This window comes from Bacillus testis, from assembly GCF_001243895.1.
GTDB classification, from domain to species: Bacteria; Bacillota; Bacilli; order Bacillales; family DSM-1321; genus Bacillus_AD; species Bacillus_AD testis.
Genome location: NZ_LN851186.1, coordinates 2,555,967 through 2,580,316 on the forward strand (window position 1 = coordinate 2,555,967; position 24,350 = coordinate 2,580,316).

Sequence of the window (24,350 nt, forward strand, 5' to 3'; positions counted from 1 at the left end):
CTTAAAATATTTACACAACCTGACAAAAAAACGTATAATTTATTTAATTATTACAATTTTTTAAACATTGTCTGCGAGGTGAGGATCAAATATGAAACATTTACTGCCGAATATAATGACTATGCTTAAGAAAGATTTCCATATAATGACTGATAGCCAAGAGCAAAAGCAAGACTCTACAGCGCAGAGCAGTATAATTGTAAAGAAAATGGAAAGCGATTTCCTTTATGCGCATAAAGAAAGGGACGGGACGGATCAAGGGAAATGGGCAGAAGCCTGCCTTGTCAGAAGCAGTGTGTCATGGCCCGAACTGATTCATTTATTTGAGGTACAAGAAATACTATTCATAGAGGACAATGACATAATCATCGGTTATTTAAACAGAACCGATTCCCTGACGGCCGTTTTCCAATCCTATCAGTACTTACAGGCATACTTCAGCGCCGTCCTCCTTACGACCGACGATGCTATGTCCCTGATCAATGACGAAGAAAAAATGGTTATTTGGACAGAAGCGGCCGAAACGATCTTTTCCATCTCAAAGGAAGAGATCATCGGAAAGCCTGCCACCGACTTCTTCTCGCCAGAAATGCTTCAATCCTTAAAAACACTCAGGACAGGGGAAGTTGTGAGAAGACGGCAGCATCAACCCAGGGAAGATAAATTCGTCCTGATCAATTCCAATCCGGTCATCCTTAACGATAAAATCATCGGCGCCGTTGCTGCAGAAACAGACATAACATCGCAGATTCGCCTTCACCAGGAAATTATCCATTTATCGAACGAAGTCTATCATTTACAAAACAAAGTCGCAGACCTCAGCCCCTCTGAAAATCCTTTTAACAAAATAATCGGAAGCAGTCCCGAAATGGAGCACTGCATCGACTTAGTCAAAAAAATAAGTTCCACCAATGTGACCGTACTGATTACGGGAGAAAGCGGAGTCGGAAAGGAATTGTTTGCAAAAGCCATCCATGACAACAGCAAAGAACGCCAAGGCCCATTTATCGCCATCAACTGCGGGGCCATTCCTTCCGCACTTTTCGAAAGTGAATTGTTCGGCTATGAGAGCGGCGCTTTTTCAGGCGCAAATCCTAAAGGGAGCAAAGGAAAATTTGAGCTTGCTGCCGGGGGGACATTATTTCTTGATGAAATCGGGGAAATGCCTTTAGATATGCAAGTCAAATTGCTGAGGGTCCTACAGGAGAAATCCTTCTATCGGGTAGGGGGAAGCAAGACCTTGTCCGCCAGTTGCAGAATCATAACAGCCACAAACAGGAATTTAGAAAAAATGATCACAGAAGGAAAATTCAGGGAAGATCTTTATTATCGTCTTAACATCCTGAACCTTGAGATTCCGCCGCTCCGGAAACGGAAAGAAGATGTCTATGATTTAGTGGAAGCTTTTATACAGGAATTTTCGATTTCCTACAAAAAACCGGTACAGCATTTCCCGCATGATGTCTTTCAGGCCCTGTTGCATTATGATTGGCCGGGCAACGTCCGGGAACTCAGAAATACAGTGGAACGTTTGATCATTTTCTCAACGGATGGCCAGTTGAAGATCGAGCATCTCCCTAATCCAATCAAGGAACGATATGGAAACGAACAACCTTACAAAAAAAGCGATTCATCCACTCCTTTTCAGGACAGGCTGGACGAATATGAAAAAAACCTGCTGTTGCATCAACTGAAACAAGCCAAAGGAAACAAAAACTCACTTGCAAAAGAGCTCGGCATTTCCAGAGCGACTCTTTATTATAAAATGAAACGCCTGGGAATCTAGTCTCCAAGCTTTCCCGGCCGGTAGGGTTCCGTTCCGCCAGAGGAAAGGCGCCTATGACTAAAAACAGAATAAAAAACAGAAAGGGCGGCAGAAAAGCTGCCCTTTCTGTTTTTTAACTCCTCTTTTAACTGCATCCGTTTCAGATGACTCATTATATATCTAGTGATCTTTCTGGCATTCATTCTATCTTTCAACAACTCCGGGTCGTCTGCTTGATCGAGTTCACCGTTCAACATTTTTTCTTTTTCAGTCTACCCTTTTGACACCTCCTTTCCTGGGTTCTTTTTCTTCCATCCATAACGATACCTCGTCTGGCTATTTCTGTACCCCGTCTTTAGCGGGCCGCATTCAAAGCTATTTCTTCGCTAGCATTTATAGACGATGTACAGGAAGTATTTTGTCTATTTTTTTAGACATCACCATTTCAATTGTCTTAACTTTTATACATTCAGCGTTAAGCAACCGCTCGACATCATCTGTAATACTCTATTAGCATGAATCATTTTGGAGGAAGAAAGTCTTTGTAACTACGAAATTACGAGAAAATACAGGGCAAAAGCAGCATATCCTTATTCTTTTTCATGCGGGCAGTATATAATGTAAATATAAGAGGATCGGCAAATAAAAAGAATCCTCTCTATAGATGAACCAAATTTTTCAAGCGCTTTCAAAAACTTCTTCAAGAAAACCAAGGAGGAAATAAAAATGGGTCTATTAGAGAACAAAGTAGCAATCATTACAGGCAGCGGCTCCGGCATCGGGAAAGAAGTGGCCCTCACTTATGCAAAAGAAGGGGCTAAAGTGGTGATCGCCGATTTCAATGAAGAGGCCCTTCAGGTAACTGTCGGTGAATTCAGAGAAGCAGGTTACACTGCACATGGCGTGAAAGTCAATGTAGTGAATGAAGAAGACGTTAAAAACATGTTTGCCGAGGCGATATCAGTCTTCGGGCAAGTGGACATATTGGTGAACAATGCAGGCATAGGAGATAATATGCAGGCAGCGGCCAACGTCCAAGACGAGACATGGAACCGCGTGATGGACATCAATGTTACCGGGGTCATGCGCTGTATCCGTCAAGCGTTGCCCCACTTTGAACAAATCGGCGGCGGCATAATCGTAAATATGGCTTCCTTATCGGGTGTTGCAGGGGGACGCGGGGGCTTTACCTATACAGCTGCAAAACACGCTGTTGTCGGTATGACAAAAAACGTTGCTTCCCACTATGGAGAGATGAATATTCGTGCAAATGCCATTGCTCCAGGCAATGTGGAAACAGGATTCTCCGCCAAAATGACAAACATAGACCAATTCGGCATGAAACAGGCGTTACGGGGAGTCAGCTACATGACTAAATCAGGAAAACCATCTGATATTGCAAATATCGCTCTCTTCCTGGCTTCTGAGCAATCAAGCCTTATGAATGGTACTGTTCTTGTAGCCGATGGCGGATGGAGCGCTTATTAAAAAATAATTACATCCTTCCATCAGAATCACGTTCAACCCTTTATCCACTCCGGATAAAGGGTTTTTCATTTTATTCCGGATCCCAGGAAAAGTGTATATCTCTCCCTAGCTGCCCCAGATGAACAGGCTTAAAATCAGAGCGGTGAATGTCGCAAGAACTATACACCTGTGGTTCTGATTGTCCAAAAATCTATAACCTTCCTAAAAGCATTTTTCTGTTTGTCTTATCCTTCTATTTTCCTATTCACGACTGCCATGTGCTTCTCTCTTCTGTGAGTTTCACCCCATTTTTACCAGATTCATAGATTTTGGTACAAACCTTGCTTTATATAGGACAAGACTCTTATCAGGAGGTGACTTGCCGGATTCTGCAGGAAACAAACCATTCAACCAAATAGGAGATGAAGTTAATGAAAAGAATGCCGATCAAAGCGGCGTACTTGCCGCTTATGCTCACCCTCGCCCTTGCATTCTCGCTGATGTTCAGCCCTGCTGCCTTTGCAGCCGCTGTAGACTATTCCGACAATCACACTTTTCAGAACGAAACAGTAAAAAAATTGGTCGAAGTGCTGGATGACGACAACCAATACGATGTAGCGGAAGCCCAGAAAATGATTGACCGGGTTTCCAAAATAAATGAGAAACTGCTCTCGGAAACCCAAAAAGCCGGTATCCGCCTTATTTTGACAGACTTCCCGCTTACAGATTTGCCGGAGTGGAGCCACTTAAAAGGCGTTGTCCCCCGTGGCTGGGAAGGAACCGGTAAGACATGGGATGATGTGCCGGGAATCGGAGGAAACCCGACAGCGGCCCGGATCGGCTATAGTGATTATGGGCGCGGCCATACGACCGTCAATCTGGAACTCCATGAATTCAGCCATGCCATAGATTTTTATGCAGCAGGATTGGTGATCACCGAATTGGAAGAGTTCCTTGCCATTCACGAGGAAGAATACGAGCCATTATTCCATGATCATACCGTATTCTACTACTTCGCATATCCTGAAGAGTATTTTGCTGAAGCAATGGCTCTTTACCACCTGAATGCCGAGACAAAAGCGAAACTATTGGAGAGGGCCCCTAAAACGTATGCATTCATCGAAACATTGCCGCAACGAATCATCAGCGTGGATCAAACAAAACCTTCCTACACATCCTTTTCATGGGTGCCTGTAGCGGGTGCGGCGAAATATGAAGTATACAGGGACGGCCAATTACTGAAAAAGACGAATAAACCGCAATATACAGACACTCATGTGAAAGCCGGCATGGATTATTCATACCAGGTTAAAGCAATAGGATCCAACGGAAAGGTGTTGAATACGACGTTTTCCCGCTTTGTTTCTACTCTTGCCGAGCCCACACCTGGTGACCCAACGGGACTTGCCGTAAAGCAGGAGACAAAAACAACCGTTTCCCTAACATGGGATCAATCAGAGGGTGCCGATTATTATGAAATTCTCCGTGACGGCTCTGTCATCGGGACAGCCAAACATAACAGCTATACAGACAGCCGCCTGGAGCAGAACACAACCTATACTTACAGTGTAAAAGCCGTCAATGAATCAGGAGCCTCCCCCGGGGACAATAAGATCACCGTGACAACCGACAAAGACAAAAAACATTCAAAATAAAGGGAAACTTTAATCATTGGGGGATTCTTCATCCTCCACTGATTGTTAGTTGTCTAGCTTCATCTGCCAGTCTCGAGGTCATAAGAGCGGTATGCTCCCCTTCCGCCAAGCCGTTTATGTTCATCGTGACCTGAATATCAGAAGCATTAAGATTTTTTATGGCGCTCTGCTTCCCGGTCACAGAAATATTCGCAGGTTCTTTGGCCGGGAAAACAAATGAGCGTGTATAGCCATCCTCACGCCCAATCTGCCATACATGATATTCTCGAACGTTTTCAAAGCATCTGCTTCCTCTGTTCCTTCATTTCCCTCCGGTTCCGGCTCTTCTTCCGTTTCCTCCGGTACAGTTACATCTTCACTAGGCATAATAAAAGACCCCTAATTCGAGGCCAAATCATTCATTTAAGTCTGATCACTTACTGCCCGTAAGTATGTCAAATAGTTCCGCCGACCTTTTCTTGTCTAAGTGAATATATTCACTTCCCCCGCTTACAAGTTCACTTGCTCTTTGTTAGGGCTTATCCAAAGTTCGTACACAACCGCTTTTGCTGCTATACCAGGACTTTGAAAGATAAACCGGTAATCAGCAGGGCGTGCCATATCAACTTTCGTATGTTCCCATTCGCTATCGTACAATATGTCTTTCACTTTTTGAACTTTTTTCTTATCAGTAACCTTTTTGAAATCTTCGTATTCATCGCCCATAAGCTTTTGAACTTTTATAAATTGTTCTTCATTTTCTACTGAGTTTAAACAGCCTGCCACCAAAACAAACATAATCCCCATAAAAGGAATTAAATATAGGACTCGTTTCAAGATGTCGCCTCCTTTTATAATTAAGATTTTTCCTTTTTATTACATTCTACATTAGAAACTAATCCTTTTTTTGAAAACAACAAAGAACCCCTCCAAGTTTCATTCTTCACACATGATGGTTTTGAATGTCTACTTGGACGGGGCTTGCTAATCTTATTTTCTCTTCAATTTCATAATTCCGCTCTCAGGGATTTCCGGCCGGTGATAGATGATGATTGCTTTACTGAAACGGTTCATATAATCTGTATCATGCGATTTCGGCGTCAGTACGATCATCTTTCTTCCTAGCTCTTGGACATAGAGGTCAAAGACCTTCACCTTCCTGCCTTCATCCAATGCACTATCGAATTCATCCAACACGATAAAACTTGGATTCGTTTGGATGGTCTGCAGAAGCGCAAGCGCATAGAGAAGGGACACCAGAGACTTTTCGCCGCCGGAAAGACCGACACCGTGCTTGCCGCCCCTGGCTTTGACGCTAACATCTTCCATCGCCATCTTATGCCCGAATTTCTTCGCGCGCAAATAGAGATAATAGTGCATGGTCCCTCTCTTGCCTTCATGCAGGTCCCATTCAAGCTCCCCATCGAAACCGAATTGATCCATATAGGTGACAAAGTGTTTGTTGATCAATAAGACTTTTCCTTGGATGCTCGTATCCAAGTCATCGCGGAGATGCTCCATTCGTTCACTATGCCTGCTTAATAGAATTTCCGATTCCTTAACCTCTTTACTTGTCAGGTCATACTCTTCTTTCATTTTCTCGTAATTTTCCGGAGCATAGGGATCAATGTCTTTTTCATGCAGGGCATTGATGAATGTTGTTTTACCGATTTCCCGGTTATGGATGGCCTCGGGTTTAGACCATTTCTCCCACTCTTTCATCTGCTCTTCTTTTACTTTGTTAGGAGCCGTTTTTTCGAGTGCCAGGAGTTCTTCGTTATACTGGAAGTAGGAATTTTGTTCCGTTTCTTGTTCTTTCTTGAGATTTTCCTGTTCTTTCTTAAACCCTTCAATGATACGCAATAGGTCTTCTAGGTCTGAGTTGATTCTTTTCACTTGTTTTTCCACGGAATGATAGCTGTCATTTGTCGCATCGTATTCAGAAGTTCTGGCATCTTCTATCCTTTTTTGCTCTTTGATTAGCTGGGATAGGGAATCCATTTTCGTTTGTAGTTCTTCCAATTGTTTGACCTTTTCTTTGACACTGGCAAATTTCAACCATACCTGCTTATACGATTGGTAAAGTTCGATTTTTGCCTTTGCTGCAGAAAGCTTGGCAGCCAATTCCTTTAATTCCTCATTCAAACTCTGTTTGGATTCAACCTTTTCAATGATCTGTTGGCCTAGTTCTTTCAGCCGCTTTCTTCGCAGAATCCGATGCTTTTCTTCCGCTCGAAATGCTTCCGCTTCCTTTACATCACTGGTGATATTTCGAAGAGAGCGCACTCGATTTTCATTCATCTCTAAAGATTGTTCAACAGCTTCCTTCTGTTTCCGTAGGTTGCCGATGATTTCTTCCAGCTCTTCCAAACGATTATTGAGCGCCTGCTCGGATAAGATATAACGATTATGCTCCTGCGGTCCCCGGACTCCTTTTTCATCCACTATATACTTGTTTTGCAGACGAACCAGCTGGTGATCGATAAAAAAGGAACGCACCCACCATAGCGCTTTGATGGCAAATGGCTCGATCTCTTCCGGCAAATCATCGCGGACAGCGAGGCGTTGTTCAGGCAGCCTTCTCCTATATCCTTCCGGGATGACGGAAGGAAGCGGGACATAATACAAATCATTGGGCGGATTAAAATCCCGGCCATCTACGAACATCGTATACTTCATGCTATTATATGCTTCCTCATCTGCCAAATTGGCCCGTTGATCCAATTTGATCAACTCGCGAAGAGCAAACGCCCGCATTCCCTTTTTCTTGAAATAGTCTTTCGCTTCTTTTTGCCTTGGACTGTAAACTTCATTTTGCAGCAACTCTTTTTGCTCGGCTTCCCGATCCGATAGTTGGCTCTTCAATTCCTTTAAAAGGTCTTTTTCATCCGATATGGATTGGTCGAGCTGCTTAATTTGGGCATCAACATGATAGCTGCTCTGGTAAAGGGACAATAATTGGTTGACATGCTTTTCTTTGTCATTGTCCTTGCTGTCTTCATATTCAAGCTTCATTTTTTCTTCCTTCGCTTCTTGAATGGCAGACTCGTTTGTTTCCATAAGCTCTTCTTGTTTCATGATGTCAGGGCGCAATCTTTCCGTTTCTTCCTCTTGCTCCTTAAGCACATGATCCACCGTTTCTTCATTGGGGATTTGGCTGACTTCCTTGCGTACAGCCTCAAGCTCTTGTTCAAGTTCCTGAAAGGCTGTTTTCACTTCAGTATATTCTTTTTTGGCAATGCCAAGATCCTTTTGAATGTTGTATAATTCCTCTTGCAGCAATGTACGCTTCTGGTCTAAACCTTCAAGCTGGCTACGGAGCTTCTCTTTACTGCCCTCGATCGATGCCATTTGTTCCATCGCTTCGTCGTGCCTTTCCCCGATCCGTTCTTGTTGGTCCGTAAGCCGTTCCATCTCTTCCTGCCCCAATTGGATCAGCACGGATAGAGCATGGTAATACTGCACAAACCCTTCTTTCAAACGTTTTTGATGATCAAGGAAACGGTCAAGCTTAGTCTTTTGAATCGATAACTTCATTTTCCGCTGGCTCTGTTGCAGCTTTGCTTCTTCAAGGGCTTCTTCCGCTTCCCGCACCAGCTCCTTGCTTTCTTCCCAGTTCTTCTGGATTTTGTCGATTCCATGCATCTCACTGAAAATCCGGAAACGCTCTTCCGGAGCCATTTCGGAAAACTGGTTCACTTCATTCTGATACCAAATCAAGTAATAATAATCCGGATCGATATGGTATTTCTGCTGCAAGAGCCGTTTATAGGCCGGAAAATTATTCGCTCTGTCCCCTGATTTGTACGTGGTGACCGTATCCCACCGGTCGGGTTCATCGCCTTCCTTGATCTGGTATTCGCGGGCAATAATTTGCTGCGCCGCCTGTTCCATATGAAGTTCGAACTGGACATAGGCCGGAGCATCCACCTTGATTTCGCCGGCGTTTTTAAAGAGAAAAGAAATCGATGCTTTCCAGACCTGGTCGTCTTCCAGATTGGCTGAACGCAAGCCGGACAAGTTCACCTTGCTGGAATAGAGGACAGCTCCCATACAAAAGGAAAGAGTCGATTTCCCCACGCCATTTGGGCCGAAGATGCCCACATGTTCACCTTCGCCGGATAAGTCGATCGACGTCGGACGGAAATCGCGGATGCCGGCAATATTAAGTCTCCATGGAATCATCGTCTAATCTCCCCTCCAGGTTATAACGCTTATAGAATTTGAGGACATCGTCCATATTCAATTGCGTGGACTGGCTGAATTCAGTGAATCGGCGCAGGAAGGAATCGGAAAACATATGCTTGCCGATCGCCGTCAATTGATAGGCTTCTTCCGTCAACGCCGCATCGTACAATTCGATGGCGCCGATCTTCAACAGCACATCCAGATGATTATGCACTTTGCGGTTGGCCTGGAATGTTTCGTGGCCGAAAGCTTCCAACAGCTTTTCGAACAATGTGAAAGGATGCTGCATCACTTCCTGTTCGTAGAAGATATACATAAGAATGGCCATTGCTTCCTTCGACAGGACACCTCTTGCTTGCCTTGCATTGACCCTCATCAACACAACCACCTGGTCTCTCTGCTCGTCATAAATACATTGAAAATAACGGCTGATCGCTTGATTCACGCGGAAAAGGAAAGACAGAAAAGCCTTGTCATCATGCTCGATGCCCAGTTGCTTCTCCACTTCTTTTCTCGGCAAGCCGAAATTATCGCGGCGGACACGGGCTGAAGACGAAAAAAGGATATTCATAAATGTCAGTTCTTCTTGTTTGCTTAACACACTCGGCAATAATGCCAAAGAAGCGAGCGGATTAACGTTTTGGCTGTCTTGATCGTATTGATTTTCTTCCATGGCGATCACCCTCCATCCATTCCCAGTCTGTGTCTTTTTTCTCTGTTGCTGCCTTTCGCTCTTTCTCTTCCCCGAACTCGGCTCTTTCATTGGAAACCAAGGCCGATACACCGAGCAGTGATTGGATCACGTCTCCCCACTGCCCGTCCCCGATTTCGAACAGCATCTCATCCAACTGCGAATCGTTCACCTGATGCAGATAGGACTCGATATGATCCGTTGGAATCTGTTCTTTCGTTAATTGCCAATGGCTTTCTTCCATCAATGCCGCGATCTCTTCATCGCTTAATTCATCCGGTTCCTCGTATGCGACATCCTCCACTTCTTCGATGGCAGCCGTTGCCGGTTCATAATGTTCGATATAATCGATTCCCTCCGCTATATCCGCAGATGTCAATGGCGCCGCGAACTTCACAGGCATCCAGAGGCCGTCCATCGCTTCATCCTCGTACTGGTCCTGCTCCATGAAACTCAGGACCTGCAAGGCATCGGGATCATCGTCATAGTGATTGTTATAGCTTTTGATAATATAACTGCGCACCAGTTCGGGACGGATCATTCTGCTTTGTTCGGTCTGCTGCAGATTGGTGAACTTGATGATTTTATTGATGGTGCCTAGACTGATCTTGACGCCTTCGGACATGGTCAAGACACCCCGCTGGATCACATTGGCCAAAAGCAGGCTGTCTTCGAACGTTTCAAAAGCTTCGATCCGCTCTTTCATTTTCCCTTCCAGGTCTTCCATCAATGTATTAATCAGCTGCACTTGTTCCAAGGCATGGCGATTGGAGAGAAACTCCAGCTCCCTTTCCTTCAACAGCCCGACCGCTTCCTCCACATTACGGATCATGCTCGCCAGCATATTGCCTCCGGAAATCCCTTTATCATCATACGCTTCACTCAACTCTGCATCCCGTCTCGCCTGGAACAACGACCGGGTAATATCATCATGGAGATGGTAGGCGAGCGAATCGTTCGCCAAACGGATCAACAAATCCAAGAGCCGCTTGCCGAGAGAGCGCATGCGGATATTCGAAGGCGTCTTCATGAGCCAATTATACTTCACAAGAATGAAGACAAGCCGTTTGACATCATCAAGCGTCATATCCTCGTCTTCCCCATATACATTGCGGTATCGGTAATACAGCGACTTCTCATTCTCCAATTCGCCCTTCGACAATCCCAGCGCTTCTTCTTGGAGGATATGGAGCAGCCGAAGCACCTTCAACAGCTTAATCGGTGAACGGTAGTAATCCTCGTCGCTCAAATCCTTGAGGACACCCGCCAGCTTCACAATATCGCGCATTGCTTCATGAAGCTCGCTCGAAGACGTGCTCTCTTTAAAGATCGAAATTAGTGTTGAATCCACTTCCGCCATTCATCCGCTCCCCCCAACTCTTCTTCTTGTTCGCTCTGCCGCAGCCGGATGCATGCCTGCACGGTTTCTCTATACGTATCGAAATCCGTTACGACCCGGTCCTTGCCCGGGACAATCCATTTCCAGACTGGCGCGTGTTCTGTCTGCTTGATCGTCTCGTAAATGCTTCTGGCGATTTGAATACCGGCTTCATCGTAATCGGTCCACACCAGCACGGTTTGAATCGAAGAGCATTTGGCCAGCTCGCCGATCAATCGTTTAACAGCACTCCGCAACTGGCCATCCACAGCGATCATGAGACTATTCGTTTCTTTCAGAAAATCCTTTTCCGACGTGAATCTGGTCAGGATTCCTCTGTTCTCCACTAGCCACAGATGGGTTGCATCCGTCCGGAATGTATCGACAAACACCTCTTGGTCCGTCACCGAGTGAGTACAACCATGCCTGAAGGAACTCATCGACCCTTGAATGCTTCCGCTGAAGGAAATATGGGCGATGCTCCCAAAACTTTGCAAGCCGGCCACCGATACGGGCGGAAAGCCGCGCTCTTCAAGAACCTGCAGGAAATCATGCTTATAGGGATCGAACTGTTTAGAACCGCCGATCATTCCGTAATATCTGGCACCGATCTCCTTCCAATCGAATAATTCCTGCGTTTTCATCATGTGCAAGTAAGCCACGATGAAATGAAGGAACTGCATCTGTTTATGCCAACGCCATCGATAGAAGCTGTCTTCCTTCTTTACGGAATCCCCTTTCAAGTACGCCAGCAACTCTTCAAATAGCTCATCAAGCATCGTGATATACTCGGAGCGGCCAGGTATCGTTCTTGTATAAGGGATGCTGCCCAACTCGCTATACCGCTGCTCGATTCCCAGGATTTCAGCATCCCGGCCGGCTTTTTGTTCATTCTTTTGCTGCTGTATATATCTAAAAAGCGGCAATCCCATCACATACGTTTGGGATTTGATGCTTTTTTCATCGCTTTCAAAATCAAGCAGCTTCATGACCAATCCCTGTTGAAGATAAAAGTCTCCCTGCTCGGAAGGCAAGTGCTTCTTGACACCCGGTCCTGTAAATACCTTGCTCAACTGTCGGCACGCTTCACTTTCTCCCGTACTCATGGTCTGAACCAACAACAAGCGTGTCCTTTTTCTCCGTTTCGCCGTCCTCTTCACGATCGGCACTTCCCAAAGGCCTTCCCGCCATTCCGATAATTGATATTCATCAATCTCTTCATTGGCCCTTAAGAAATTCGCTTCAATATAGTTTCTATAATCCTGGTCCAACATATATGGCCCACTCCCGTCCAAGCTGTCTATACTTCCGATTATACATGAAGGGTAAGGGGATTATCATGGAATACTGTTTTTCATTATATGAAAAAAACACCATCTTGGAGGATGGTGCCGTAGTATGTTTCGTATTTCCTTTAAATTGCCTTTTTGCTTACAGTTATGATTATCGTTTAACTAGTTTATCCTTCCGTCGTTATACAAGAGAAATATGACTACAGCGAAAAGTTTTAGGTTTGATTTCTTTGATGTCCGGATTCTTCTTCATGGAGATGCTCATAATCTCCAATAACTCAGATTCATCGTACACTACTCCATATTCTTCCTCGTTCACGTATTGAGCTATCTCATTCAATGTAAAAGACTGGTTACTAAATTGTTTGAACAAAGCCACCACCACGGCAGCAGCCAACTCTAATTTTACTTTTTCTTTCCCATGATGGCGTCTATCTTCATAACTCACTTGCTGATCATTCTCTATATACTTGAGAATGTCTAAAAGAAGATCGTATTCTTCATCCAAACGCTTTCGTTCGCTTTCTATATATGACAATCGCTTATATATTCGGTCTTGAATTAATTTCTTCATGTTGTCGTAACTCCTTATACATGTTCAGAGTGAGATGTTGTTTCTCCGTCTTCTTCTAAGCACTAAGCACCAATCCTTATCATACTGTCGATAACTAATATTTATTAATCTCTTCATTGGCGCTTAAGAATAGGCTTCAAAATAAGTACAATAATCCTGGTCTCAAGTGTATGGCCCACCCCTGTCCTAGCTGTCTATACTTTCGATTATACCTTAGGCATATTATCAGTGTGGTTATGAAATAATACAATTCATTAAAAGGAAAAACACCATCTTGGAGGATGGTGTCATAAGACAGCGAGTATTTCTTTAAACACTTTAGAAGGATTCGTTAAAAGTATATCTAACGGAAACATTTTCCCTGCTTCTTCAGTTTGTATTTCGATCATTCGCTTGTCTCGGTCAACTTTTATCCTACTATTCTTAAATACAAACTCTTCAATCCCTGAAGCACTGTCTATCGTTGTATCATCCAATTGGATATGAACTCGATCACTCACACGTCTCAGCATCTTCCACAGCTGCGTCTCTTCCTTAGATTTCATATACAGCTCTGGTAGCTCTTTCGCTTCCTTTAACTGTGTTAATGTAGTCATCATATACGTAGAAATGCCATAATGAACAGGCGCAATCACTTGTTTCAGATTCTTCCACACATCCAGCGTGAATACAACCTTGTCGTCATGAATATCAACAGACACAATTTTTCCGTATTCCTTAATGCCATTCCACGCATGAATGCCCTTTTTCACATAAAGCGCCACATACTTCGCTTCCTGCCAGCCATTACGCAGTGAAGCAACTGGAAGCGTATATTGCAAGGTTTGTAGAGAGCGCACATAGTCATCACGACTGGCCACTAAGCCAACGAGCACATGATCCACAAGGCTCGATTGCCACTCAGCCTGTGCTCCGCGTGGCAGGATGCCTTCTCTTTGTAACTCTTCCGAGCTTTTCTCAATCAACCGCTCCACGAATTGTTCCACAAGATCTGTTGTGTTCGGCAAAAAAGGAAATGCGCCAATATTGACAGTATCAACGCTTTGATAAAAATGATGCTGTTTATACTCGGTTTCATCATGCCAAGGAAAAAGAACATAAGCCCCAAAGGCAGTTCGTTCATAAGGTCCGTCATTGGCCGCTACGATCGAATCGCGATAGCGGTGCATCGTGTTGATATCATCCTCCATCGGACCGGGCGTTTGATAGTTTCTCCGATAATAGCCGCCTTCCTGCGCATAATCGACTCGATACTTGGCATCAAAAACATAGTTATATGCATACTGCTTCCCTTTCTTCTGGATGCTCAACATCGTGTCCGGCTTTTGTGTGACAGTAGGCAATCTTCCTTCATACTTTTGATACACGAGTTCAATTTTTTCCTGCGTAATCGGCTGCTTAAACACTCTTCGCGCCGTCTTATTTGATTCTAGGTTCACAAATAACCCATTCCGATTCACCTTCACAATATCCTGGCTTACTTGCTCATACTTTCGAGAGAGAATTTGCCCCAGCTTTAAGAAAGTCCAATATTCATAAAGAGTCGCCACGTCTTTTACCGACATCCGGTACATTTTCCCTTGAAGCATTAAACCTTTCGAAACAGTCAAAAACGTTTGGTACGCATCGCGGTAACCAGGTGCCATCTGCAGCACAAGGCTCATCGCCGAGCGGTCGAGACGGCCGATCCTTCTCCAAAAAGCATTCTTTAACCGTTTTTCTAATACATCTTTCATATTCTGTAGTTGTTCGATCAATGCCGTATCCAGCTTTTCCTGGTCACGGTAATGTCGATTACAGATGGAATCGATTAAATCTTCTACCTTCTCTATTAATCTAGACACCATCCATTTCACATAGCGATTCTCAAACGTATCATACGTCAATTCCTTTTTAGCCGTTATGCCTTCCCGCGGCATTAAGGAACGACCCGCTAGCTCCATTCCTCTATTTGTTTCCACAAATAAATGAGATCGCTTACGCAAATAGTTGCGGCTTCTTGCGTCCATTTTGCCGAGCTGGTCTCCCCGGACTTTTTGGTAGGTCGTCTCCAGCTTGTGATGAGGCTGGTTTTCAATTCGTCTAATTGCCTGAACAAACTGTTGGAAGTGCTTTGTAAACAAACGGAAGAACTCCGATTGAGACGGTCTTCCATCCACTTTTATACGAGCTCCTAAATAGGTCTTTTTGATAAAATGAAAGGCTAGATTATAGATTTCTTCATTTACTTCCTCTAGCAGCTGTTGGTAATCTTTCTTATAATCCAGCTTTGTCGGAAAGATTTCAAGCGTTACATCTAACAAGGTGTCCTCTCCAGAGCGGATTTCAAATGTGGTTAATCCTACTTCATTTTGAAATTGTAAATTTCCCATGAGGATATGCTGATTGCCGACCTTCACTTCCGAAACTGCCCGGCGCAGAACGGACGATTCATGATAAAAAGACAACGGACGATCCTGTTTAGGCACCACTATTAACTGGTAAGACCCATTTTCGAAAAAGATTGGCCGAAGCTGCGAAGAAGTTGACAGTTCCATCTTCTCCACATCAAATACCTCATACTCATCAGACCCGCGAACAGCAAACTGCATGACATCATGGACATCCATCTCCCGATACTGCTTCAACCCTTCATACAGATAGTGATACGGCTTTCCTTTTATAACAAGCGAGCAATCCGGATGCTCAATCTTCACTAGCTCGACTTCATCAGGCAATCCAGAAAGAGGTAAAGCCATCGTCCAAAAACCTCCTCAACATTTCCACAACCTTGCCCGCACTCAGCGGAAAACGAGCCGATTGAACATCCTCGTCAGGCTGGTCCAGATTATCCATCCATTCACGATTCGTAAACAAGCGATACAATCCTTCCAACACCATCTTCGTACGAGAATCACTGCCCGAAATACGCGGCAAGATTTTCTGCAGAATACAATGATCCAGCGCTACCTCTTGATCAAGCAATTTTCCTGCTTGATTGTAAGCCAAATAAAAACAAATCTCATCGCGAACACGATAGCCTACATGCGCATTGGCAATCCGCAATACCTCATTGATTTGTTCCAAAAGGCCCGTCGCATCGCTCACCAGCTCAGGATAGGTTCCATACACATCTTTTAAATGAAGGTATTTTGATACAAGCTGGTCATTCTTAATAGGAGAGGCGCTCACTTCCCCCAGCTCATTCAAGAATGATAGATTAGATAATTCCACTCTATTAAACTCAATCGTATTTGCTCGATCGAGTACCTTTTTACTGAACGGATGGGTCGTTTCATCCATATTCACCGTCCCAATCACATACACATTCGCCGGCAAACGTACATCTTCATCGCCTGTAATTTCCTTGGAAAGTAAAACAGACGTAACAAGCTGTCCATCTTCCCATTTCCTGCTTTCCATCACACTAAGAATGTCGCTGAAATAATGCTCCACACGAGCCAGATTCATCTCATCCAGCAACACGAAATAAGGATTCTCAGGATCAGCAGCCGCTTTCCGGATTACTTTCGTTAAAGGCCCTTCCTTAAAATCTCCTTTAATATCGACATAACCAAGTAAATCAGAGCCATCATTCCAATCCGGCCGAACAGGAATCAAAGCGAATTGGCCATTTTGCTCATTAGCACCTAGGCTTTCCGCAAACCATTGGACCATTTTCGTTTTACCTGTTCCGGAAATACCGGACAAGATGACGAAAGGCTTGGATTTTAAGGATAAAAATAAATTCGTTACTTCCTCTTGGCTGTATAGGAAGCCCTTTCCAGTTATATAGGAATGAATATGCTTCACTAGCTCGTTATCATTCATTGAAGGCACCTCTTTCACATAATCTGCAGTCCATTCCTTCAAGTAAGAAAGAAGCAAATGCCGAATCTTTTCTGGAAAACGCTCTTGAAACCGAGGAAATAATAAATTCACAAAGGATTCCGATACAGTAAAAAAGTACCCTTGCTTCACATTTCCGTTCACATCAAACGGCCCTGTTTCTTCGATTCGCCATTCAATAGGTATGTCATTCTTCTGAAGTATTGGATCTAGTACATGATACTCCAGCTCCACTAAATACCCTTGCTCCTGCCAATCATGATTCGCAATCTCCGATGGCTTAGCAGACTCAATTGCCTTCTTTTTCACAATACCAATCGCTCGAATCGCTGAGTCAGAATAACAAAAAACGACATCACCTACATTTGCCTTCTTCAAATCTATATGATGAGAAAGTGGCCGCCCTTGTTTCGATTGTTGTGGCGCCCAGAGGTAACCACCTTCTTTTTCTTGTTGATGCGTTTTCCCTTGGTTTACCCACCAAAATTGAATAGGTTTATTGATTTTCTTGTTTAGAATATTAACTTCGTATACATAGGGTTTATCGGTTTTGTAGAATTCCATGAATTCTTCTATTTCTGGTGGTGTGATAACGGGCGCTTTGGAATCGGATTGTTTATGCTCCATTATGTAATCGTATGAAACTTTATACCATTTTCTCATTTTTTCTTTTAATTCTGTGTTTTGATCATATCTAAGCTGTAATGCAGGCTTGTATTGTTCATTTTTTCTGGTTATATTTGTTAATGAAGCCTCATACGATTCACCGTTAATTAAAAGCTTAACCGGCTTCTTATCACCAGGTGTTACATCTTCGCTGTTTGCTTCGGCAAAATCTTCATGAAATTCTTGCGGGATATGACTACCATTCATAAACATTGAATAATCAATCTTTTTTCTTGCTATTATGTTCTTCTGGCCTTCTGGTTTTGACCAGCTTCTGACTTGTTTTAGCATTTGATCACCTACGATTTTTATTTATATTCTAATTATAAAGGGTCTTAATAGAAAACTAGGATAAATTAAGGGAGCAAAGATTAACATTAAGCCAAAAAGCACTTCGAAGTATCAAAATATCGACGGTAGAACTTAGTTTTATGCAAAGTAAAGAACTCCACAGCTTATGCTAGCGTGGAGTTCAAAAAGTAAAAACACAAGTTTTGTTAACTATATTTTTGCTTGGTCTCCGCAATCCACTCTGGTAATTTATTAGTTAGCGTCATATTATGCCTTATTGCCTGCCGTGTGATTAGTTGCCTTATTATAGTCAACACTACTAATGAATTCGTTAATGTAAGGAACTACATCCGGCTGAGAGTAGAATATAAATTTAATGATTTTCCAAGTAATTCACTGTCTAACCCCCATTCCAAAGAGAATCAGTAAACATATTCTGCAGCTTACTTTCTTTCCAATTTTTAAACGCCTGATCAAAATCCAAATCGCTCAATATTTACCAGGCAGAAGCTCATTATGTACAAATTCCTTCAGTAACTGCGCTTGCTCGTATTCTCCCATATTACTCAACTCTTGAATCATAACCTGTCAGCAGTTGGTTTGCCACAATCACAAGGTCTATATTCTTAGAGTTTCGTCCGTTACCATCTCGGGTGGCACGCTACACAATATCTTCAAAATAAGTATCCTCGCCGTGTTTTTTTTCACCAGCAACAAACTCAATGCCAGTAAATGCAGTATAGTCCTTAAACATACCTTTGACAATTTCAGGATCTAGTGGCGTAGGATCATCTTCATTACCGAAACGAAACGTCATCACCACATTCAATTTTCCTCCCCGTTCTGTCAGTTGTTTCTTAAATATATCATAATAAGCAATTACACGATTTTTATAGGCAACTGTCAAAATAGCATTAAATTATTCTATACCTTATAATTGTGATTCTCAGTTACTCAGAAATTCTTCAACTACACGTGGGATATGCGTTTCATCTTGGTATTTAAGCATTCCTCTTTTTTAGTTTCCTTTTCAACGTCAACTTCTGACATTTCTTGAACTTGACGTTGAATTTCTCTATCAGTCCATTCAGGATGCTCTTCTTTAATTTTCCCAACTATTTACAATAACAAAAAATTAATTCAACGGAGCACCAAACGCAGTGATTACGTCTTCTCCATCTAAATGTGAAATCGGTTTACCCATTGCTTTACCAATTAAATCTATTAGTGACTTGGATCTTTTGATAAAATAATCATCAAAGTTATCATTACGCAGATCGTTTACATCTATATTATGTGTACTAATAAAGTAATCAAGCTTTGTTCTATCCACATGATTATTAGCTTCAATTTTATTTAGATATTCGCTCGGTGGATTCCCTCCTATAATTCTATTTGTCCGAGCAAATAGCGGCGTTTTATTAACTATTGAATTCCATTTGGTTTTATCAATTTTTTGAGATTCACAATAGGCTCTTGGAAATACATGATGAATATCTGTATTTTCATCTAAAAATACTGTAAAATCCATAGACCTTCCATTAATAAAATCTAAACAACCGTCTTTTAATATTAATGCCATAATTCCTTTATATGCTGCACTTAATCTGGACTGTAATGATAATAACCTCATTGGCTGAAAATAAGCTCTTTTAATGGTATCAGGTTCACCGCCACCATTAATCCAGTCAATCATTCCCCCAACATCATTTGCATATCTTGTTTCATTAGCTCCCCCATACATTTCTCCCAAGACTCCACACCAATACCAAGAAGAAATTTTATCTTTGATAGTACTGTCTTGTGCTTTGGACTTTAAAATGGCCAATATAACCGCAAGCGGTATAAGTTGAGTGCTATAAGGTAAATCTCTAGAGGTGAATATTCTCTGTTCTTTTAGGAAACTTGCTGCTTGGATAAAGCCTTCCATTACATCATCTGCATATTGTTGATATTTTGTAAGTGTTAACTTTAAAACATCCCTTTTCTTGCAACTGATTGCTTCTCCTCCATTTAATTTAACGTAATAACGATCTAATAAAGTAATGGCAGTCAAAAAATCTGTTGAGGAAACTACAGAAAGAATGGCTTCATTCTGATTAGAAAAAGATAAAGCTGATTTTTGTATAAACGTATCGAACCGTTTTTCCCAATCCTTGCGTAGTTCGAAATTGTCAGCAGCAAAAGTAGCCGTCATTAATTCAAAAACAGTTAATGAGACCCCACCCGTATTAACATTTTCAAAAACTTGGCAAACCGCTTCTTTAGGTGTATCCTTACTCAAAGTAATAACGGGAACCTTATAACTTTGAATCGGAACCAAGATTTCAGCAATAAATTTTGCATACATAGTTAAGATTATCGAGTCATAATTATAAAATTTTTGATAATCATTCATCCACATGGTACATGCAATTGAATCAAACACGATATTTAGAGGAAACATATGATTTTCAAACTCTTTATCTCGATTACTAATGTCCAACTCTATATCCCTACCAAAATTAGACCGGATTATTTTATCTTCAGGAACGGAAACGATAGCATCAATTCGATCTATTGAACGATCTAAGCATCTTTTGATATCTAAATAATAGAACCGTTTAATCGGTTTATTCTTTTCCGTTTTAGTAGGAACGGCATTTTGCGAATATAATGCATTGAATATAGAGGTCATTCTTTGCTGACCATCAAGAACCAATATTTCAGGGCTTGATGATGCTGTTGCACCAGTAAACGGTCGATATTTAAAATGAATTTTCCCTTCTTTACTATATTCCAAGAACATCAAAGCCCCCACGGGGAAGGAATTGGTTATACTAGCGACCAAAGACTTGATCCGATTGTCATCCCAAACCCATCCACGTTGAAAATCAGGTAACTGTATGAGTCCTTCTTCAATATTACGTAAAATATCAGATACCGGTGTATCATTTGACTTAAAAGTACTAGCCATTTTCTAGCCTCCAATTATGTTGTCGTTCCTCTCAATGCCTAAACAAATGGATATATCTTCATTCCATCAAACTTGAGAATCTACCATAATACACTGTTCAAGATGATAATATTTCATCAAATACCCAAACACCATCTCCTCAACCTCATCCGCATCCAACACATCCAGCACCATGGCCCCCCCAACGACATTCAAGTATTTAGTTGCTTGCACGAAGTGGTCCCGCTTGATGCTTACACCGCTTTCCTTCAAGCGAATGAGCGCCTTCAAGATGCCAACGGTGATAGGTCGGTTCGCTGTGAAGTTGCTGGAAAAAAAGAGAACGGAGCGTGCCGAGAAATCACTCTCGCAAAAAAAGTCCGTCAGCCAATAAGGGTTCTCATGATTGTTTTCATCATAAGTCATATAACCGACCCACCAAAGGCGCGCAAGGACATGGACAAATAAGGAACGCTTGTTTCCATTTTTGAAAAAGAGTCCGGTATTGATCCGATTATCGTTGCCTTTCTTAAGTTCTTCCCTTAGGCGGTAAAAGCTGTAATCCCTCATCTGCAGATGGGCAAGTCCCGACCAGAGCCGTTCCTGTGTCGCCTGTACGATGGTCAGATGCTTAAGGGCCGTGTATACCTTTTTCACGTTATCTTTATCGCTGATGGCATAGGAATCATCCATGTTCATTTCAGGCAATTCAACATCGATTTTCGTTTCGATGATTCTGCCTTCCTCTGCGAAATAAGAGTTGAACCACTCATCGTCGATGTTATGGTAATAGGGGCTGTATGCTTTGTAATTCACCCTCAAGTCTTGGAGGGTATCCTCCGATATGATCTGTAATTTCATATTCAATCCTCTACCTTGTTCATTTTGTCTATTTCCTCAAAGCTCAGCTTCAGTGGTTTCCTTAATACAAGCTGTGCCGCTTTCAATGAGGACAGCCTTTCAGTGCCTACATCCTCAAGCCGATATCCGTTCTCTTCAAAAATTTTCCCCATCACTTGGTACCAGGTGTATTCCTCCAGGTCGTCACCGTTCTCCTTGATTTTGGAGAAAACCTCCGTCAATGCCGGTACGATAACCATTGTAAGGATGGTCTGTTTGAGCCTCGAATTCGCGTTGACAGCGTATTGCCCATATTCAAACGCAGGAAGGGAAATGACGATATGGTTCGAATGGATGTCCACTTCCATGAACTCACCTTCCACCGCTTTCTGAATGTTCACAATGGATGGGAGATCCAGGAATTCCGTATGGTCCTCGAATAGGTTCATTTCAATGGCTTCGCCGATTGCCAGGAAATTGCCCTTTTCGAAATGGATAGCGACACCTTTATACCAATCGTTCAGCTTATTGTTCGTATAGTTATGCAATGGACGATCCGCGACAACGAATGAATGGACGGCCACCTTTCCTCGCAATTGGTCGGTCGGGATGCTCACTTCCATTCTTCCACTATGAGACTTATAGAGTTTGCGAAAGCTCGTCTGCTGTCCTTCTATATGGAGCATGTACTTGGCGACTCCAGATGTAATCAGTCCGACAATCCCCTCATTGTCCAGCTCAAATTCAGCTTTTATTCTCAGTTCTCCGAATGAATTGACCACATCGTAGGCGACATGGAAGCTGGAATTTATATAATCGTCATTATCAGTCCTTAGCACGGGATACGGGAAAGAATTACTTAACTTCATAGACTTCCACCTCCATTGCACAGTACTCGCTATAGTCGACCTCAATTCGGATATTCAGGTTTTTCTTTTTCGTATCGCATGTAAAATGAACCGTATTCCCTGCTATCCTCTCTACATGGATATCACTATCCATGAAATGAGCTATCCTAACAGGCAGGTCGAAGTCGCTTTGTTCCCCCATGACGGTAAATTTCAATTCCCCCTTCTGGAGAGCCTTGTCGGGGGAAATCATGAATTGATAGGCACCATTGGCCTTATCGTTGCATATGTATTTCTGTTTGCTGGCAACAGGGGTCGTTTTTGGTGATTTCTTTTTTTCGTTACTTAAATTTCCTTCTGCTCCCTCATCGACATCATGCTTTCCTTCTGTTTCGGAAGTCCCGCCGCCGGCATCGCCTCCCTGGCCGCCCTCGGAGAATCCATTTCCTCCCGACTCGCCCGGCCCGATGCCGAATTCACCAAGTAGCTGTTCATCGATATCGGAAGGTTCGGTCCCTTTCTTCCGTTGTTTCTTCTTAGGCTGCTGCTCTTTTTTCTTGTAGGTAATTGACTTGATGGTCGAATTGATTGATTCCGTTTTGTTTTTCCCTTGTTCGGAAACCGACACCCTATTAGGTAGGAAATCACTTAGTCCCACGGCGTCCATGACGTCCGCCGTGTTTCGATTGAACAGTTCCTTCACCTGCTCCCTGATGAATTTCCTCAGGTCAGCATAGATTTTGTTGGCCAATTTGGGGTCCTTTTCGTATCGGTTCGGCATCCAGCCATTATGCGCAGGATTCTCCAATTGCTTGAACAGGCTGTTCATATGGCTTCCGGTAATCATAAATAGACCAGTGAAGGAGATGCTTCCGTTGATGTTCTTCTGTTCAAAGAGCCTCATCCCTGTCTTCCTTGTCATAAGAACACGACGGTTCAAATCCTCTCCTTCCATGAGTAACAATTCAGCTTCCCCTTCCTCGAACGCAATCCCTCGTTTATAGGACCGGGCAGGATAAGGCACCTTTATTGTGTCTTCTGAAGACAGTAGCCGGTAATAATTCTTTAGGATGCGGTTCTCTTCATTGTCTTCCAATCCCCCGATCAATTCATCAAGGTTTTCATGGCTAATAGTGAAATCATTGACCTTCACAACAAGTTTTTTACGGAAGACGGTAATGAAGAAATTATGAAGGATGGAACGAATGATTTCTTGTTCCCAACCGCTTCCCGGCTCGAACGCCGCAATGAAGATATCCGTTCCCGATTCGGCACGTTCGAATGAATGGTCGATATGGATCAGCCCTTCGATGGCGCGCGAATCCTTATGGTCGGTGAAATATCCATTACCAACCGTTATTTCCTGGTTCTTTTTTATGAAAGACATGATATTCGCCACACCGATATGGGAAGCATATCCGTCCTCGTCCAAGCTGGAATAGAAGAGCGTCCGCAATTGTGAATTCAGAAACGGTGCAGCCTTACCGATTCCGAAGCTGCCGCCGGATTCATCCCCTTTATTTGATGAACCAGCCTCCTTCACAAGCGAACTCCACGGTGAACCAAGTTCCGCTTCTTTCGCTCCTTTGAGGCCGATTGTGTTGAAATCACTTACTCTAAGGAAATTTAAATTCTTTTTGCCAAGCAGCTCTAACGCTTGATCGATGAATTCCTCGCTTTTTTTGTTCTTGTTTTTCCACGTTTCCTCGCAGGCACGGAATACCTCGACCATTTCCCCTTTCCCTGGGAAAAGAGTCGTTTCAGCTGTGAACTGATTAAATTCGACCGTTACAGGCTTACTGACATCCTTCACGGCATCGAGGGAATTTTGACAGATTTCCCTTGTAAGGGAATCTAATGCATTATCGCGGAATGTCTCCAGTCCCGCATTGTTGATTGAATTGATATTCCCGCCTATCACGGCCGGGAAATTCCAATATGGCATATGTCTCA

Annotated in this window: 18 protein-coding genes; 3 read left to right on the forward strand and 15 right to left on the reverse strand. The window is 43.0% G+C overall.

All coding sequences use genetic code 11. From position 1 onward, the window contains the following. Window positions 1-91: 91 nt before the first annotated feature. Window positions 92-1,786: a sigma-54 interaction domain-containing protein gene (locus tag BN1765_RS12900; protein ID WP_050615520.1), complete on the forward strand. Its 1,695-nt coding sequence runs from the start codon at window positions 92-94 to the stop codon at window positions 1,784-1,786. Here BN1765_RS12900 and BN1765_RS20780 read toward each other — a convergent pair. After that, window positions 1,783-2,022, reverse strand: a complete 240-nt coding sequence (locus tag BN1765_RS20780) for a maltose acetyltransferase domain-containing protein (RefSeq protein ID WP_050615521.1) — start codon at window positions 2,020-2,022, stop codon at window positions 1,783-1,785. The two genes, BN1765_RS12900 and BN1765_RS20780, sit on opposite strands and share 4 nt — an antisense overlap. Before the next feature lie 469 nt (window positions 2,023-2,491). Between BN1765_RS20780 and BN1765_RS12910 the strand changes: the two genes are divergently transcribed. Next, entirely contained in the window at window positions 2,492-3,253 is a 762-nt protein-coding gene (locus BN1765_RS12910) for a glucose 1-dehydrogenase (RefSeq protein WP_050615522.1), read from the forward strand. Between the two features lie 410 nt (window positions 3,254-3,663). After that, window positions 3,664-4,887 carry an anthrax toxin lethal factor-related metalloendopeptidase gene (locus BN1765_RS20285; RefSeq protein ID WP_069203029.1) on the forward strand — a complete coding sequence of 408 codons (1,224 nt, stop codon included), beginning with the start codon at window positions 3,664-3,666 and terminating at the stop codon, window positions 4,885-4,887. Window positions 4,888-5,064: 177 nt separating this feature from the next. Here BN1765_RS20285 and BN1765_RS12920 read toward each other — a convergent pair whose 3' ends face one another. The 14 genes from BN1765_RS12920 to BN1765_RS12985 all read right to left on the reverse strand — a co-directional run bounded on the left by BN1765_RS12920 (window position 5,065) and on the right by BN1765_RS12985 (window position 24,342). Further along, window positions 5,065-5,253 carry a hypothetical protein gene (locus BN1765_RS12920; RefSeq protein ID WP_050615523.1) on the reverse strand — a complete coding sequence of 63 codons (189 nt, stop codon included), beginning with the start codon at window positions 5,251-5,253 and terminating at the stop codon, window positions 5,065-5,067. Window positions 5,254-5,376: 123 nt separating this feature from the next. After that, window positions 5,377-5,703, reverse strand: a complete 327-nt coding sequence (locus BN1765_RS12925) for a hypothetical protein (RefSeq protein WP_050615524.1) — start codon at window positions 5,701-5,703, stop codon at window positions 5,377-5,379. A 153-nt stretch (window positions 5,704-5,856) separates the two neighbouring features. Further along, complete coding sequence (locus BN1765_RS12930; protein ID WP_050615525.1) at window positions 5,857-9,051, reverse strand: AAA family ATPase; 3,195 nt, start codon at window positions 9,049-9,051, stop codon at window positions 5,857-5,859. After that, window positions 9,032-9,727, reverse strand: a complete 696-nt coding sequence (locus tag BN1765_RS12935; protein ID WP_050615526.1) for a hypothetical protein — start codon at window positions 9,725-9,727, stop codon at window positions 9,032-9,034. Before BN1765_RS12935 ends, BN1765_RS12930 begins: the two co-directional genes overlap by 20 nt. Continuing rightward, entirely contained in the window at window positions 9,687-11,105 is a 1,419-nt protein-coding gene (locus tag BN1765_RS12940) for a hypothetical protein (protein ID WP_050615527.1), read from the reverse strand. The genes BN1765_RS12935 and BN1765_RS12940 overlap by 41 nt, the downstream gene beginning before the upstream one ends. After that, window positions 11,081-12,397, reverse strand: coding sequence for a DUF2399 domain-containing protein (locus BN1765_RS12945; protein WP_050615528.1), 1,317 nt, complete (start codon window positions 12,395-12,397; stop codon window positions 11,081-11,083). The genes BN1765_RS12940 and BN1765_RS12945 overlap by 25 nt, the downstream gene beginning before the upstream one ends. A gap of 199 nt (window positions 12,398-12,596) precedes the next feature. After that, the gene (locus tag BN1765_RS12950) at window positions 12,597-12,989 is read right to left on the reverse strand and encodes a hypothetical protein (RefSeq protein ID WP_050615529.1); all 393 of its coding nucleotides are present in this window, start codon (window positions 12,987-12,989) and stop codon (window positions 12,597-12,599) included. Window positions 12,990-13,276: 287 nt separating this feature from the next. Next, on the reverse strand, window positions 13,277-15,727 hold the full coding sequence (locus BN1765_RS12955) for a restriction endonuclease-like protein (protein ID WP_050615530.1): 2,451 nt from the start codon (window positions 15,725-15,727) through the stop codon (window positions 13,277-13,279). Continuing rightward, complete coding sequence (locus BN1765_RS12960) at window positions 15,699-17,774, reverse strand: McrB family protein (RefSeq protein WP_050615531.1); 2,076 nt, start codon at window positions 17,772-17,774, stop codon at window positions 15,699-15,701. The genes BN1765_RS12955 and BN1765_RS12960 overlap by 29 nt, the downstream gene beginning before the upstream one ends. 661 nt (window positions 17,775-18,435) lie before the next feature. Further along, on the reverse strand, window positions 18,436-18,681 hold the full coding sequence (locus BN1765_RS20470) for a hypothetical protein (protein WP_050615532.1): 246 nt from the start codon (window positions 18,679-18,681) through the stop codon (window positions 18,436-18,438). A 228-nt stretch (window positions 18,682-18,909) separates the two neighbouring features. After that, the gene (locus BN1765_RS12970; protein ID WP_050615533.1) at window positions 18,910-20,730 is read right to left on the reverse strand and encodes a GmrSD restriction endonuclease domain-containing protein; all 1,821 of its coding nucleotides are present in this window, start codon (window positions 20,728-20,730) and stop codon (window positions 18,910-18,912) included. A gap of 66 nt (window positions 20,731-20,796) precedes the next feature. Then, entirely contained in the window at window positions 20,797-21,570 is a 774-nt protein-coding gene (locus tag BN1765_RS20475) for a DUF6339 family protein (protein WP_230199529.1), read from the reverse strand. A gap of 2 nt (window positions 21,571-21,572) precedes the next feature. After that, entirely contained in the window at window positions 21,573-22,418 is an 846-nt protein-coding gene (locus tag BN1765_RS12980) for a hypothetical protein (protein WP_050615534.1), read from the reverse strand. Further along, window positions 22,405-24,342 (reverse strand): hypothetical protein, encoded by a 1,938-nt coding sequence (locus tag BN1765_RS12985; protein ID WP_069203030.1) that lies wholly within the window; start codon window positions 24,340-24,342, stop codon window positions 22,405-22,407. The genes BN1765_RS12980 and BN1765_RS12985 overlap by 14 nt, the downstream gene beginning before the upstream one ends. Between the last annotated feature and the right edge of the window lie 8 nt (window positions 24,343-24,350).

Bases quoted from the DNA above. Each gene is read 5' to 3' on its own strand.
- BN1765_RS12950 (WP_050615529.1), bottom strand. From the start codon at position 12,989: ATGAAGAAATTAATTCAAGACCGAATATATAAGCGATTGTCATATATA.
- BN1765_RS12935 (WP_050615526.1), bottom strand. From the start codon at position 9,727: ATGGAAGAAAATCAATACGATCAAGACAGCCAAAACGTTAATCCGCTC.
- BN1765_RS12960 (WP_050615531.1), bottom strand. From the start codon at position 17,774: ATGCTAAAACAAGTCAGAAGCTGGTCAAAACCAGAAGGCCAGAAGAAC.
- BN1765_RS12910 (WP_050615522.1), top strand. From the start codon at position 2,492: ATGGGTCTATTAGAGAACAAAGTAGCAATCATTACAGGCAGCGGCTCC.
- BN1765_RS20475 (WP_230199529.1), bottom strand. From the start codon at position 21,570: ATGAAATTACAGATCATATCGGAGGATACCCTCCAAGACTTGAGGGTG.
- BN1765_RS20780 (WP_050615521.1), bottom strand. From the start codon at position 2,022: ATGTTGAACGGTGAACTCGATCAAGCAGACGACCCGGAGTTGTTGAAA.
- BN1765_RS12980 (WP_050615534.1), bottom strand. From the start codon at position 22,418: ATGAAGTTAAGTAATTCTTTCCCGTATCCCGTGCTAAGGACTGATAAT.
- BN1765_RS12970 (WP_050615533.1), bottom strand. From the start codon at position 20,730: ATGGCTAGTACTTTTAAGTCAAATGATACACCGGTATCTGATATTTTA.
- BN1765_RS12930 (WP_050615525.1), bottom strand. From the start codon at position 9,051: ATGATTCCATGGAGACTTAATATTGCCGGCATCCGCGATTTCCGTCCG.
- BN1765_RS12985 (WP_069203030.1), bottom strand. From the start codon at position 24,342: ATGCCATATTGGAATTTCCCGGCCGTGATAGGCGGGAATATCAATTCA.
- BN1765_RS20285 (WP_069203029.1), top strand. From the start codon at position 3,664: ATGAAAAGAATGCCGATCAAAGCGGCGTACTTGCCGCTTATGCTCACC.
- BN1765_RS12945 (WP_050615528.1), bottom strand. From the start codon at position 12,397: ATGTTGGACCAGGATTATAGAAACTATATTGAAGCGAATTTCTTAAGG.
- BN1765_RS12900 (WP_050615520.1), top strand. From the start codon at position 92: ATGAAACATTTACTGCCGAATATAATGACTATGCTTAAGAAAGATTTC.
- BN1765_RS12920 (WP_050615523.1), bottom strand. From the start codon at position 5,253: ATGCCTAGTGAAGATGTAACTGTACCGGAGGAAACGGAAGAAGAGCCG.
- BN1765_RS12955 (WP_050615530.1), bottom strand. From the start codon at position 15,727: ATGGCTTTACCTCTTTCTGGATTGCCTGATGAAGTCGAGCTAGTGAAG.
- BN1765_RS12940 (WP_050615527.1), bottom strand. From the start codon at position 11,105: ATGGCGGAAGTGGATTCAACACTAATTTCGATCTTTAAAGAGAGCACG.